This is a genomic window from Bacillus sp. B2-WWTP-C-10-Post-4 (assembly GCF_009183805.1).
Classification (GTDB): Bacteria; Bacillota; Bacilli; order Bacillales; family Bacillaceae_G; genus Bacillus_A; species Bacillus_A cereus.
The window spans coordinates 44108-58395 of the sequence record NZ_WEII01000008.1 but is presented as its reverse complement, the minus strand read 5'-3'; the positions used below and the strand labels follow the sequence as shown (position 1 = coordinate 58395).

The following is a 14288-nucleotide window of genomic DNA, read 5'->3' as shown; positions in this document are numbered from 1 at the left end:
TAGTTTTTCCCCTTTATATTCTCTCTATTTCTTTAATGTGAATCCGAATTTATCCCATGCTTGTAAATAGTCTAGTAAGAAAATCTCTTCTTCTACAATTCGACCAACTACATTTGTTTTTCCTGTATTCACCATATCTTTTAATGCAATTTGTAATTCGCCTTTATACTGGCCATATTGTTCATTATCAATTAATAAATCCCCACGCTTAATTTCACGCGTATTATGAGGTTTAAACTCTTCTTTTTTATATTTCACACGACTTTGTGTAGAACGAATCATATATTCAGATACATCTCCGCGATAAAAATGTGGTTCGTTTAATACGATAATTCTTTCTAGTTCTGTCGTTGTATCATATATTTCTATATCAAATGTTTGTTTCTCTTTATTTAATGCACCTAGTGCTTGTAATTCTTCTTCTGACGCATATGCGTTTGCAATAATAACATCATCAATTAATTCCGTCGCGAATAAATGTTTCGCCTGTGTTGTCATCGGTAATTCACGATGCTGCTCTAATGTACATAACCCTTCTGTTACTGGCCAAGGTCCGTATGTTGCATCAAATGATGAAATAAAAGCTGCCGTTCTCATACCGTAATCTTTAAATTGTTTCGAGCATTTAATGAAATGATCGTATGATAATCCTGAATAACGATGCGGATAAAAATTATGACAACCAATTAAATTTTCACGATTTGGTCTATGACTCATAATGTTATCTACATACTTCGTACCATTGCTCATATTAATCTCAATTTTCAAACCATACGGATTATAAGTCATAATTGATTCTTCTAATCCTGAGAAACCGACATCTAAACGAATACCGTACGCACCTAATTCATGGAAGAATGATAAATCATTATACGAAATACCTAATTGTTCAAAAACAGACGGACTAATATCAACTAATACTTGGAACCCTAATGCATTCGCATGAGAGATCGTTTCTTTAAATTCTTCTATAATTTTCTCTTTTTCTCCATCCACAGATAATAAACATGTGAACACACGTGTAAATCCATATTTACTTGCTAATGTTAAATACTCCTTATCTTTCTCTACTGTTGAATGTTCTGGATAAATAGAAATACCTAATCGTCTCATATGTACACGCCTCTTTCTTCATCATATTGTAAACCTTTTCAAATATATGTAGTGAAAAAGTATATATCCCCTTCTTCTTCACTACTCTTTTGAATCCGCTTTCTTTAAAGAAAAAACAATTTCTATCATTCTTAACACCTACAAGTCTATACATCTATACTTTACATCTTTTTTTCATAGTTGTGTAGCTTTTACACAAATTTGTCAGTTTTTCATCTTAAAAATTGTTATCCATTTTCAAGACGCCTTCCTTGACTGTTGCATTGGCCAATACATATACTCGAAAGAAAAGAGAAAATTTTATATAGGGGATGAATATATGGGAGAAGCAATACTCGTAAAACGAGAACCGTTATGGACGAAAGAGTTTGTTGCTTTAATTTTTGCAAACTTATGTATGTTTTTAGGGTTTCAAATGTTAATTCCAACCTTACCTGTTTATGTGAAAGAAATTGGTGGCACAAGTTCCAATATCGGATTTGTTGTCGGCATGTTTACCGTTGCGGCACTTTTTGTTAGACCGCTAACTGGGAACGCCTTGCAAAAATTCAATAAAAAAATCATTTTAATGATCGGTACTGCTATCTGTTTGCTCGCTATGGGCAGTTACCTTTTCGCCTCAACTATCTTTCTCTTGCTTGCTGTTCGTATTTTACACGGAGCTGGTTTCGGTATTACAACGACTACATATGGAACTGTCGTTTCTGATTTAATTCCCTCAGCTCGCCGCGGAGAAGGCATGGGATATTTTGGCCTTTCTGGAACAATTGCAATGGCCCTCGGTCCACTTATCGGACTATGGCTTATGCAAACATATAACTTCACAATTCTTTTTTTATGTGCATTATCGTGCACAATTGTTTCATTAATATTAACGAAACTACTTCAAATCCAAAAATCGAAACAACCTCCACAACAATCATCTAGTACTTTTCTCGATGGATTTATTGAGCGTAAAGCTTTACTTCCTTCATTATTAATATTATGTATTACATTAATGTACGGAGGAATCGGAAGTTTTATCACTCTATTTGCTACAGAAGTCGGCATAGCTGATATTAGTCTCTTCTTTTTATGTAACGCACTAGCAATCGCTGTAACTCGTCCATTCTCTGGAAAGCTATATGATGCGAAAGGCCATACATTCGTCATCATTCCGGGAGTTATTATAACGTTTACAGGCATTATTTTATTGTCGTATACGACGACAATTCCGAGCTTAATTATTGCTGCAGCATGTTACGGAAGTGGTTTTGGAGCGATCCAACCTGCACTACAAGCATGGATGATTGACCGCGTAGCACCGCATCGACGCGGCGTAGCAACGGCTACATTCTTCTCCGCATTTGACCTTGGAATCGGCGCTGGAGCGATTATATTTGGATTTATTGCTCATTTTACAAACTATGCAACTGTATATCGTTACTCCTCTCTATTACTTATTGCTTTTCTCTTCATTTACATTACAAGCATAAGAAAACAAAAGCATGGCGATAAAAACACGGAAAAAGCTGCTGGATAATTCAGTGGCTTTTTTATCGTGTTAAAAGAATTATTTCCCCACGTTTTGCTGTTATAAAACTACATGCATTTTCCTACATATTTTTTTAACTTTCATCAAAAAATATACGATGAACTCGCAGACGCTTTCCTTAATATTCGACTGAACAATATTATTCTAAAAAGTGTGATTTCTTTACAAGATTAAGATTTATACAAGATGAAAACCAATAAAACACAGCTGTTTCTTTAAGGGATTGTAAACTTTTCTTCTCTTTGTAAATTTAGTGTAAATTTTACTAGCAAACCGTTTACAGTGCCTCAAGGTTCAGTTAATAATTACATCGTACATGAAATTTAAGGAGTGGAATGCGTGGAATATAATGTTCAAGATATGATCTTCCAGTTCATTGGTGGATTAGGTATTTTCTTATTCGGGATTAAATACATGGGCGATGGACTGCAACAAGCAGCTGGAGATCGTCTTCGCGATATTCTAGATCGTTTTACAACAAACCCACTTATGGGTGTACTAGCAGGTATGTTAGTTACGGTATTAATCCAATCCAGTTCAGGAACAACTGCTTTAACAGTCGGACTTGTAAGTGCCGGATTTATGACATTAAGACAAGCAATCGGTGTTATTATGGGTGCAAACATCGGTACGACAGTTACTGCATTTATTATCGGAATTAAAATCGGAGAATATGCTCTCCCAGTTATGGCAATTGGAGCAATCTTACTATTCTTCTTTAAAAATAAAAAAGTACATTCTGTAGGTCAAGTTGTATTCGGTTTTGGTATGTTATTCTTCGGTTTAGAATTAATGAGCGCAGGTATGAAACCTCTTCGTTCTTTAGAATCATTCCAAGAATTAACAGTTAGCATGAGTGATAATCCAATTTTAGGAATTGTTGTTGGTACAGTCTTTACTTTAATTGTACAAAGTTCAAGTGCAACTATTGGTATTTTACAAGAACTATTCGGTCAAGGTGCAATCGATTTACAAGCAGCTCTTCCTGTATTATTCGGTGATAACATCGGTACAACAATTACAGCTGTATTAGCAGCAATCGGTACTTCTATTGCCGCAAGACGTGCAGCATTAGTTCACGTTATCTTTAATATTATCGGTACAATTATCTTTACAATTTTATTAGTACCATTTACAAGTTTAATTCAATATTTCCAAACATCATTAAACTTGAATCCAGAAATGACTATTGCATTTGCACACGGAACATTTAACGTAACAAATACAATCATTCAATTCCCGTTCATTGCAGTGTTAGCATGGATCGTAACAAAAATTATTCGTGGTGAAGATGCAGCGATTGACTTCAAACCACAACATTTAAATCCAATCTTTATTGAACAATCTCCAGCCATCGCTTTAACTGAAGCTCAAAAAGAGATTATCCGTATGGCTGAGTTCTCATTACATGGATTAAAAGAAGCAAATCAATTTTTAAATACACAAGACAAAAAACACGCAAACATGGCTACTCAATTAGAAGGAGCTATTAACAATTTAGATAAAAAAATTACCGAGTATTTAGTTTTACTATCAGAAAAGCCACTTTCACCTACGGATTCTGAAAAACATTCTGTTTTAGCAGGTGTTGTTGGAGATATTGAACGTGTCGGTGATCATGTAGAAAACCTTGTAGAACTTGTAGATTTCCAAATTTCAAACCGTGTTTCACTATCAGATGAAGCATTAGCTGAATTAAACGAAATGCTTGAGTTAACAATTTCAACACTGCAAGACTCAGTTGAAGCTTTAACAAACTTCGATACTGAACTAGCTCAAACTGTTATTGCAAAAGAACGCAAAATCGACCAAATGGAACGTGTTCTTCGTAAACGTCACGTATTACGTCTAAACGAACGCAGCTGTTCAGGTGATGCAAGTATCATCTTCGTCGATATGGTAAGTAACTTAGAGCGCATTGGCGATCACGCTGTAAATATCGCTGACGGTGTTTTAGGCGAACAAGGAAAAATCAATTTAAAACAATCATTATAATAAGAAAGAGACGCTAACTTAAGCGTCTCTTTCTTATTTATATTTTAACAACTGTTCTTCCTTTTAACTTTCCTTGCAATATAAGTGTAAACTTCTTCTCTAATTCTTCTAATGTACATTCTTCTGTATAAGATAGTAACTCTTTATTTCCCCATTCATTCGCTAAAAGCGTCCAAACATCTCTTCTCACATCTACTGGACATTGCACGGAATCTACCCCTAAAAGGCTTATGCCCCGTAAAATAAACGGATATACCGTTGTTTGTAGTTCCTGACCTGCCACATTACCGCATGTCGTTACACAACCACCATACTTTACTGTTTTTAAAGCTGTTTCTAACATACGTCCACCTACAGTATCAATAACTCCGGCGTATATCCCTTTTAACATCGGTCTTCCTGATTCATCATTCAATTCCGCGCGATGAATTACTTTTTTTGCTCCTAGACGTAGTAGCATATCTTTCTCTTCCATTTTTCCTGTCGCTCCTACTACGTTAAACCCTAACTTACTTAATATACTAACAGCTACACTCCCTACGCCGCCTGTAGCACCCGTTACTAAAACATCTCCCATATTAGGCTTGATTCCTGCTCCAATAAGCTTATATACCGACAAAGCCGCAGTAAAACCTGCTGTCCCATACATCATACTTTCCCTTAATGACATTCCTTCTGGTAAAGGCACGACCCAAGATGATGGCACGCGAATATATTCTCCGAAACCACCAGAGGTATTCATACCTAAGTCATATCCCGTTACAATAACTTGATCTCCTACCTTAAAAGAGTTATCTTCACTACTCACAACCTCTCCTGCAGCATCAATTCCCGGCGTATGAGGATATGTTCTCGTAACACCTTTATTACCAGTAGCTGAAAGAGCATCTTTATAATTTAATGAAGAATAATGAACTTGTATGATTACGTCTCCCTCAGGTAAACTACTTACTTCTCTCTCAACAACTTTACTTACAAACTGATGATTTTCCGTTTCATTCACAACGATTGCTCGGAATGATGTATGATTCATTATGCTCTCTCCTTTATCCGTCAAATTCTTCTTTATTATATAGAAGAAATAAGTAAGCTTACTCATTTCTTCTTGGCTATATTTCAACAAATCTTACTTCCCTATCACTTTCTCATAATATATATTTTCATTTCTACTAAAAGCCCTTATACTTATTCTACATCTGACAAATAATATATAGAAAATCTGACTTTTTATAAATATATTGAATTTTTACGAAATGTAAATGTTTTGTAATGTTTTTTTTCGCTAAATTTCATTATAATAAGTGGATATGAGTGTCGTATTTCAATCCAAATGAAGGAGTACAGGAAATGGAGCAAAACCCATCTTTGCAAGAAAATACACGCAATAAACCGAAAAAAAATAAGAAAAAAATAAAAATTATTATAAGCGCTATACTATTCGTTTTATTAATAGGCGGCGGTTATACTTGGTTTTTAGTAAATAAAGCATCTTCTGCTGTTCGAAATGCCGCACACGATTTAGCACGCGGTGATAAATCTGATTTACGTGATAAGGCTGTAAAACCTATTACAAACAATGTCTCTGTTTTAATAATGGGTGTCGATGAAAGCGATGTCCGTGGAAAAGAATATGGTGAAGCTATAAGAACAGACGCGCTTTTACTTGCAACATTTAATAAAGATAGCAAAACTGTTAAACTATTAAGTATCCCACGTGACACATATACTTATATTCCAATAGAAAAGAAAAAAGATAAAATTACACACGCTCATGCATTCGGTTCTGCTAAAAACGGAAAAAATGGTGGACCACAAGCAAGCATTGATGCAGTTGAAAAATTAATGAATGTTCCTGTCGATTATTTTGTAAAATTCAACTTTAAATCATTTATAAAAATCGTCGATGACTTGGGCGGTGTTGAAGTTGATGTACCAGTTGAATTTACTGAGCAAGATAGCAATGATAATGCTGAGGCTATTCATCTAGAAAAAGGTGTTCAAAAGCTAAATGGCGAAGAAGCTCTTGCTCTTGCTAGAACAAGGCACATCGATAGTGATGCAATGCGTGGACAACGTCAACAACTCGTTATCGAGGCTATTTTAAAGAAACTAACAAGTGTTGGTTCTGTAACAAAAGTTGGCAACATTATTGATGATATTAACGGACAATTCGTTACAAACTTAACATTTGATGATATGCTTTCATTCTATAAATATGGATCGGATTCGGAAATTGAGAAATTACAAATCCAAGGTGATGATTGCTACATGGCAAAAGGTGACGATACTTGTAGCAAATCTGCTGGTGGTGGTCGAACTTACTACTACAATCCAGATAAAAAAGAATTAGCTAATGTTACAAATGAACTTCGTACTCATCTTGGGCTACCTGCATATACAAAGTCTGACTCAAACTCTGATTCGAAAAAGACAAAAGAATCTAAGTCTGAAAATTCAAGTGAACGCGAATCAAATAACAATGAAGTGAAAAATAAGAACAAAAATAGCAGTGAAGATACAGAAACATCGTCTAATGACAATGAATAATATAGAAGCGGTTCTCTATGGAGGTAGAGGACCGCTTCTTTTTATTCTTCCAAATATAAAAATCAGAACTTTCTAACTATCTTTTTTAATATTTTTAAATTATAATAAATAGTAGCAATCTATTCCAATTATCAGGGGGCTCATACATATGAAAGCTGCAGTAAAACATAACATCTCAGATTTTAAAGACTACTTAAAATCTAACGATATATACATGGAAGAAAATATAGATGAAAATGATGGCTCTGTTCATTTTTCAGTAGGATTAGAGACTGAAGCTGGCGCAAAGATTCAACTTATCGCTGCTTTCCAAAACGAACATCCTACGGTGGATATATACTGCTTCAATGTTGCTCACGTGCCTGATGCAACATCAACAAATGATATTTTACATGTCATCAATGAATTAAATACATCTTATCGCTTTGCAAAATTCACATTAAATAAGCAAAATGCAATTGATATTTCAACATCTCTTGCATTCTCAGAACCAAACTTTAATCCAGCACTTGTCTTTGAACATACGAGAATGCTATATAAATTAGCAAATGACGAATATAAAAACTTAATGAAAGTTATTTGGGCATAAAGTAAAACTATAATCCGTTAGGTTTACGGGCAATAAATAAAAGGATGGGCTGTAAGCAGCACCATCCTTTTATTTTGATATCATATCGATCCACATTTTAACAGCAGTGCCTACAATTAAAGTGGACAATACATATTGCAGTACTTTTTGATTTAGCCTCTTCCCGACTCGTGCTCCAAGTGGCGCAGCAAATATACTGGCAACCGCAATAATTAGAGCTGGAATGATAACTACTTGCCCAGTAACCATTTTTCCTGTAGTAATCCCTATTGAGGAAATAAACGTAATAGCGATAGATGTTGCGATCGTCATGCGCAGTGGTAATTTTAAAATAACTAGCATAATGGGAACTAAAAGGAACGAACCTCCAGCTCCTATAATGCCTGAAGCTCCCCCTACAACGAACGCTAACAAGCTTGCTAACCATTTATTATACTTCACATCTCCACTATTATTTTGTTTCGGTACAAACATCATAATAGCTGCAATTGTAGCTAATGCTGCATAAACAACATTGACTGTATGTTCCTCTAATATATTAGCACCGAAACTCCCTATGAAGCTTCCTATTAATATACTAGCTCCCATATACATAACTAACGTTTTATTCATGTCATTACTTTTCCGGTATGCCCAAGCGCCTGCAAAAGTTGCAAAGAATACTTGTACCGCTGTAATACCGCTCACTTCATGTGATGTATAGCCAGAAAATCCTAGCAATACCGGAATGTATAAGATCATCGGATAATTAATAATCGCACCGCCAATTCCAACCATTCCTGATATAAACGATCCTATAAATCCAATTATAAAAAGTAATACGACTAAGCTCATCTTACATCCCCTCCCTTCTAGAAAGAAGATGAATTAAATGAATAAGTTTACATTCCCATCCGAAGCATCTGCTAAATAAGCTCCTACTCCTGCAAACTCTACCCCTTCCATAATCTCTTCCTCTTTTAACCCTAATAAATCTACTGTCATTTGACAAGCGACAAGTTTAATCCCCTGTTCTTTCGCCAAATCGATTAAATCTGGTAAAGGCATCGCATTATGTTTTTTCATAATACCTTTAATCATCTTTGGTCCCATACCTGCAAAATTCATTTTTGATAATCCCATCTTATCCGCACCGCGTGGCATCATTTTTCCAAACACTTTTTCTATAAAAGTTTTCTTTACCTTCACATGCTCATCTTTCCTTAAAGCATTTAATCCCCAAAAAGTATGAAAAATAGTTACCTCTTGATCATACGCCGCTGCACCATTTGCAATAATATAAGCAGCCATTGCTTTATCATAATCTCCGCTAAATAAAACGATTGTTGTTTTCTTCTGTTGTTCCATGTTGTTCTCCCTCCGATTACCTATAGGGGTATTTTATCATTTATAAAAAGGCTCAAATCATGTATCCCTGTACTATACGACTTTACCTTCCCATGCTAACATACCACCTACCATATTAATTGCTTGAAAACCGTAGCTCTCTAAAAACTGAACTGCTCGTGCACTTCTTCCGCCAGAACGACAAACGATAATATACTCTTTCTTTTTATCCAACTCATGCATACGAAACTCTAATAGTCCTAGTGGAATATTACACGCTTCTGGAATTTTTCCTTCGGCTACTTCTTCTACTTCACGTACGTCCACGATATTTACTGCTTCTTTACGTAACAATTTTTCTTCCAATTCTTTTACTGTCATTTCTTTCATTTTAAACTCCCTCCTCACAAACCATTCATACCGCCTGAAACATTGATAACGTGCTGAAATCCTAATTTCTTTAATACCTTTGCTGCTTGCTTACTTCTCATTCCACTTTGGCAAATAACGATTACTTCCTTATTCTTATCTAATTGATTCGCCTTACTTGCTAGATCATTTAGGGGGATATTTTGAAAGCCTTTCATATGATTCCCTCTATATTCACCTACTGTACGGACATCAATAAAATACTTCCACTTTTTCCCCACTATACTTTTCAATTCTTTGCCATTTATATTTTGAACACCTTTCACTGGTAAAAATCGTGAAATAACAAACCATGCAGCAAGTACAATGAAAAGCGTACTTAATATTGTGTTCATATAACCAACCTCTCTATATTTACAAAACTATTGCTTCACTACGCCTTCCTAATCCAAAACTTCAGCACATCGCCTTCTTCTTCAAGCTTTACGATGTCATGGCCACATTTATTTGCCCACGCTGGAATATCCTTAACTGACCCTTTATCCGTTACATGTATTTCTAACACTTCTCCAGTTTGTAGAGCATCCATTGATCTCTTTGTTCTTACAATCGGCATTGGACATGCTAAACCTTTCGCATCTAACACTTGTTTTATATTCATCATCAATTCCTCCATTTTTTATTTATTTCATTATTCGTGCACTGCACAACGATTTGGACCAATCTCCATTTCACGCTCTTTATCCACACTTGGGTGAATTTTACCCATATTGGTTTGACGAATTTCTTCATATGCATTTGGCTGAGGTGGTAAGTTTTCTGTTACAACTTTACGGAACTCTCCCTCATCCTCAATATTTAATCCTGCATTATGCTCAAATAAATCTTTTAATTTTGCACTAACGATACCACTTTCGTTCATTTCACTTATTTTTGAATAATGAGCCGGTAACACAACTAAATTTTGAGATAGCTCTTTATATCGGCTATACAAAGTATTACGTAAATCACTCACCCAATCTTCAGCCTTACCAGCAAGATCAGGACGCCCAATTGAATCTACAAATAAAATATCGCCTGATAATAAATAAGAATCATCTACAATGAATGACGTACTTCCAATCGTATGCCCTGGTGAGTATAATGCGTCAATTACAATTTTAGTCCCCCCCACCGTAATAACAGATCCTTCAACAAGCGGTTCGTATGAGAAAACAACTTCCTCTGCATCTTTTGGTGGTAACCAATACGTACCACCTACCTTTTCCGCTAACTTACGTCCTCCGGAAATATGGTCTGCATGTAAATGTGTATCCATTACATTCGTAATCGTAACGCCATGCTCTTTCGCAAACTCTTCGTACGCTTCAACTGTTCTTACTGCATCAATAACTGCTGCTTCACCGTTTGAAATAACCATATATGATAAGCAACCTTTTCCAAGACGGTTAAACTGATACATACTTCCGCCATCTTTTAAATCTCCCACTTTTATAGGCTTTACATATTCACTCCAAGCCTTCATACCACCAGATAAATAGTAAATATTTTCTAATCCAGCCTCTGTTAATTGCTCTGCTACAAATATAGAAGACCCTTCTTTTGCACATACTACTAAAACATCTTTATCTTTAGGTAGTTCACTGACAATATGATCTACACCCTCTAATAAATCAAAGTACGGCACATTCATTGAAGTAACTTCTTTTCCTTCAATTTTCCAACCTTCATAATCCGCCTCATTACGAACATCTAAAATAAACAACTCTCCGAATAAAACTTTCTCTGCAACATCTTTTGCTTGTAATGCTTTAACATTCATCTCATTACCTCCGTAGGTATATTTTTATTTAAAAAATTTTATTTTTCCACATTCCCTTTCCACTCTAACATGCCTGGGATGACATTTTTGACATTTGCATAACCTTTCTCTTTCAACATGTGACAAGCTATATCACTACGGTTACCAGTTCGACAAACGACATAAATTTGCTTCGTCTGATCTAATTCCGCACTACCAAGTTCGCCTAATGGAACTGAAATAGCCGATGGAATATGACCAAAAGCGAATTCCGCCGCTTCACGAACATCTACTATAATACACTCTTCACCACTTAATACTATCTCTTCCAATTCAGCATTCATAATTGTATGAGGATATTTCACAATTTCATTCACTTCATGCTCGTTTGCTTTCCTAACATAATGCACCAATACATCATCCTCGTGTTTCGTCCCGATATATTGATGTCCTACTTTACCCGCCCAACTTTTTATATCTACCGTAGATCCTTTATCTGTTGCCTGAACTTCAATCACTTGCCCTGACGTCAATCCTTCCATCGCCTTCTTCGTTTTCACAATCGGCATCGGACAAGCCAACCCTTTACAATCTAAACTCATATCCACTTTTATACTCATAATTGATTCCTCCACAACTCATATACATATACCGGCAGGGGTATATTAAAATGTTTTTGAAAATCTGTCAACAATTATGTTTGACAGATTATCGGCTTTTTACAAGTAATTGAACAGCTTCTTTAATTAACTCTTCATTTGAACCATTACCACTTTCAAACTGTTCACGCAAACATTGCTCTAAATTAGTCCCAACAACGAGCCCAATTGTACGATCAAGGGCAGAACGAGATGCCGTTAACTGTGTAATAACCTCTCGGCAATCTTTTCCTTCTTCCATCATACGAAGCACACCACGAACTTGACCTTCAATACGTTTCAATCTATTTTTCATATCTTGATTATATTCCATCCTATAATCACCTCATTACCATTATGTCACTATTTATAACCTATGACAATATATTATACCCTATAGGGTATTTTGTAAACCCCTATTTTTAATATTTATCTTATATGTTCACAAAACAAGAAGTGAAACCTTACTATATAGGCTTTCATTTTCCACCAAATTTTGAAGTGGAAGATGAAAAAATATTAATATACAACACATTCTGGTACTACTGTTCCGTATAATTTAAAGCCACCATCTAAGTTCTTTACCTTATATCCTTTTTCCATTAACATACGCGCTGCAACATACCCTCTCATACCAAGTTGGCAAGTGATATATATTTCTTTGTCCATTGGCACTTCATCCAATCGATCACGTAATTCATCTAACGGAATATTAATAGAGTCTTTAATCATTCCCTGTTTTAGTTCATTAGGCTCTCGAACATCAATAAGATATCCACCATTTTTAACAATGTGATCTATTTCATGCCATTGCACTGTGTCCACAAAACCATCTACTATATTACTTGCCGCATACCCCACCATGTTTACTGGGTCTTTTGCAGAAGAATAGGGCGGGGCATATGATAATTCTAAATCCGGCAAATCGATTACAGTTAAGTTTGCCTTCATTGCCGTTGCAATAACATCAATACGCTTATCTACACCATCACGCCCTAACGCCTGCGCTCCATAAATTTTTCCGCTTTCTTTATTAAAAATTAATTTTATTAGCACAGGCGTAGCATTCGGATAATATCCCGCATGAGAATTTGCCTGTACATGTACTACCTCATAGGGTATATTTAGTCGTTTTAATATTTTCTCATTCACTCCAGTCGAAGCAACTGTTAAATCAAAAACTTTAGCCACAGAAGTTCCCATCGTACCTTTATATAAAGAATCCGTATGACCATGAATAATATCTGCTAACATGCGACCTTGACGATTAGCTGGCCACGCTAAAGGAATCATCGTTTCTATTTCTGTAACAAAATCTTTCACTTCAATCGCATGACCAATTGCATATACATATGGGTCAGATGTTTGAAATTTCTCATTTACCTTTATCGTTCCTCTAACTCCCAATGCTAATCCTGCCTCTTTCGCTAAACTACTCTCTGGTTGTACACCAATTGCTAAAATAATCATATCTGTTTTTATAACTGAGCCACTTTTTAAACGTACAATAGCCCCGTCTTCTTCTAACGCATCTACACCATCTTCTAAAACAAGCTCAACATTGTGATTTCTCATATGTTCATGTACGTATGCTGCCATTTCATAATCGATTGGTGGCATTACTTGATTCGCCATCTCTACAAGAGTAACATCAATCCCGCGTTCTCTTAAATTCTCAACCATTTCCACTCCAATAAATCCTCCACCAATAACCGTCGCATGACGTGGTTTCTTCTCATCAATATACGCTTTTATACGATCTGTATCAGGTACATTTCGTAACGTAAACAACGCCTTCGCTTCTTCAATGCCCGGAATAGGTGGAACAATTGGTTTCGCCCCTGGTGAAAGAATCAAAACATCATATTCCTCGTTATATGTTTCATCTGTAGTTACATTCTTTATCGTAATTGTTTTCTCTTCTTTATTAATCTTTACAACTTCACTCAATACACGTATATCTAAATTAAAACGTTTTGACATCCTTTCAACAGTTTGTACTAATAACTTTTGTCTTTCTGTAATGACACCGCCAATATAATATGGCAATCCACAGTTTGCGAACGAAATGTATTCACCGCGTTCAACCATAATAATTTCATCTTCCTCACTTAAACGACGAAGCCTTGCAGCTACTGATGCCCCGCCAGCAACTCCGCCTACTACAACAATTTTTCTAGACATATTTCAAACCTCCATGTTATTTATTATTTAATTTTTTCATGAATCACACAAAAACCTATACCTGTATGGGTATATAATAGGGTATAAAAAATTTAATTTCAATCAATATGTCTTTCTTTCACAAATTTGAAACAAAAAAGAACTTAGATATTTCCAAGTTCTTTTTCATATAGTTCTGTTCTATAACTTTCT

The 14288-nt window shown here is 35.5% G+C and carries 15 protein-coding genes; 4 read left to right on the top strand and 11 right to left on the bottom strand.

The window, feature by feature from the left end; all coding sequences use genetic code 11:
• Positions 1-24: 24 nt before the first annotated feature.
• Complete coding sequence (locus GBN78_RS06620; RefSeq protein WP_001253349.1) at positions 25-1113, bottom strand: DUF871 domain-containing protein; 1089 nt, start codon at positions 1111-1113, stop codon at positions 25-27.
• A 319-nt stretch (positions 1114-1432) separates the two neighbouring features.
• On the opposite strand from GBN78_RS06620, the gene GBN78_RS06610 reads away from it, so the two are divergent.
• Both GBN78_RS06610 and GBN78_RS06605 read left to right on the top strand, forming a co-directional pair.
• Complete coding sequence (locus GBN78_RS06610) at positions 1433-2635, top strand: MFS transporter (protein ID WP_000503237.1); 1203 nt, start codon at positions 1433-1435, stop codon at positions 2633-2635.
• 351 nt (positions 2636-2986) lie between these two features.
• Positions 2987-4642 carry a Na/Pi cotransporter family protein gene (locus GBN78_RS06605; RefSeq protein ID WP_000456270.1) on the top strand — a complete coding sequence of 552 codons (1656 nt, stop codon included), beginning with the start codon at positions 2987-2989 and terminating at the stop codon, positions 4640-4642.
• 37 nt (positions 4643-4679) lie between these two features.
• Here GBN78_RS06605 and GBN78_RS06600 read toward each other — a convergent pair whose 3' ends face one another.
• Positions 4680-5675, bottom strand: a complete 996-nt coding sequence (locus GBN78_RS06600) for a YhdH/YhfP family quinone oxidoreductase (protein ID WP_001016970.1) — start codon at positions 5673-5675, stop codon at positions 4680-4682.
• Positions 5676-5989: 314 nt separating this feature from the next.
• Between GBN78_RS06600 and GBN78_RS06595 the strand changes: the two genes are divergently transcribed.
• Positions 5990-7189: an LCP family protein gene (locus tag GBN78_RS06595; protein WP_000437392.1), complete on the top strand. Its 1200-nt coding sequence runs from the start codon at positions 5990-5992 to the stop codon at positions 7187-7189.
• A 148-nt stretch (positions 7190-7337) separates the two neighbouring features.
• Positions 7338-7778: a hypothetical protein gene (locus GBN78_RS06590; RefSeq protein ID WP_000642362.1), complete on the top strand. Its 441-nt coding sequence runs from the start codon at positions 7338-7340 to the stop codon at positions 7776-7778.
• A 69-nt stretch (positions 7779-7847) separates the two neighbouring features.
• Here GBN78_RS06590 and GBN78_RS06585 read toward each other — a convergent pair whose 3' ends face one another.
• From GBN78_RS06585 to cdr, 9 genes are all read right to left on the bottom strand, one after another.
• Positions 7848-8612 carry a sulfite exporter TauE/SafE family protein gene (locus GBN78_RS06585; protein WP_000060715.1) on the bottom strand — a complete coding sequence of 255 codons (765 nt, stop codon included), beginning with the start codon at positions 8610-8612 and terminating at the stop codon, positions 7848-7850.
• 33 nt (positions 8613-8645) lie between these two features.
• The gene (locus tag GBN78_RS06580) at positions 8646-9125 is read right to left on the bottom strand and encodes a DsrE/DsrF/DrsH-like family protein (protein WP_000437728.1); all 480 of its coding nucleotides are present in this window, start codon (positions 9123-9125) and stop codon (positions 8646-8648) included.
• Positions 9126-9197: 72 nt separating this feature from the next.
• On the bottom strand, positions 9198-9494 hold the full coding sequence (locus tag GBN78_RS06575; protein WP_000661816.1) for a rhodanese-like domain-containing protein: 297 nt from the start codon (positions 9492-9494) through the stop codon (positions 9198-9200).
• A gap of 14 nt (positions 9495-9508) precedes the next feature.
• Positions 9509-9868 carry a rhodanese-like domain-containing protein gene (locus GBN78_RS06570; protein ID WP_044584154.1) on the bottom strand — a complete coding sequence of 120 codons (360 nt, stop codon included), beginning with the start codon at positions 9866-9868 and terminating at the stop codon, positions 9509-9511.
• Between the two features lie 38 nt (positions 9869-9906).
• Positions 9907-10137 carry a sulfurtransferase TusA family protein gene (locus GBN78_RS06565; RefSeq protein ID WP_002098804.1) on the bottom strand — a complete coding sequence of 77 codons (231 nt, stop codon included), beginning with the start codon at positions 10135-10137 and terminating at the stop codon, positions 9907-9909.
• 27 nt (positions 10138-10164) lie between these two features.
• A complete protein-coding gene (locus tag GBN78_RS06560) occupies positions 10165-11295 on the bottom strand; it encodes an MBL fold metallo-hydrolase (protein WP_030023366.1) in 1131 nt (376 codons plus the stop codon).
• A 38-nt stretch (positions 11296-11333) separates the two neighbouring features.
• Entirely contained in the window at positions 11334-11894 is a 561-nt protein-coding gene (locus GBN78_RS06555) for a sulfurtransferase TusA family protein (protein ID WP_030023363.1), read from the bottom strand.
• Between the two features lie 88 nt (positions 11895-11982).
• The gene (locus tag GBN78_RS06550; RefSeq protein WP_000456206.1) at positions 11983-12246 is read right to left on the bottom strand and encodes a metal-sensitive transcriptional regulator; all 264 of its coding nucleotides are present in this window, start codon (positions 12244-12246) and stop codon (positions 11983-11985) included.
• Positions 12247-12431: 185 nt separating this feature from the next.
• Positions 12432-14096 (bottom strand): CoA-disulfide reductase, encoded by a 1665-nt coding sequence (cdr, locus tag GBN78_RS06545; RefSeq protein ID WP_152127099.1) that lies wholly within the window; start codon positions 14094-14096, stop codon positions 12432-12434.
• Positions 14097-14288 lie beyond the last annotated feature (192 nt).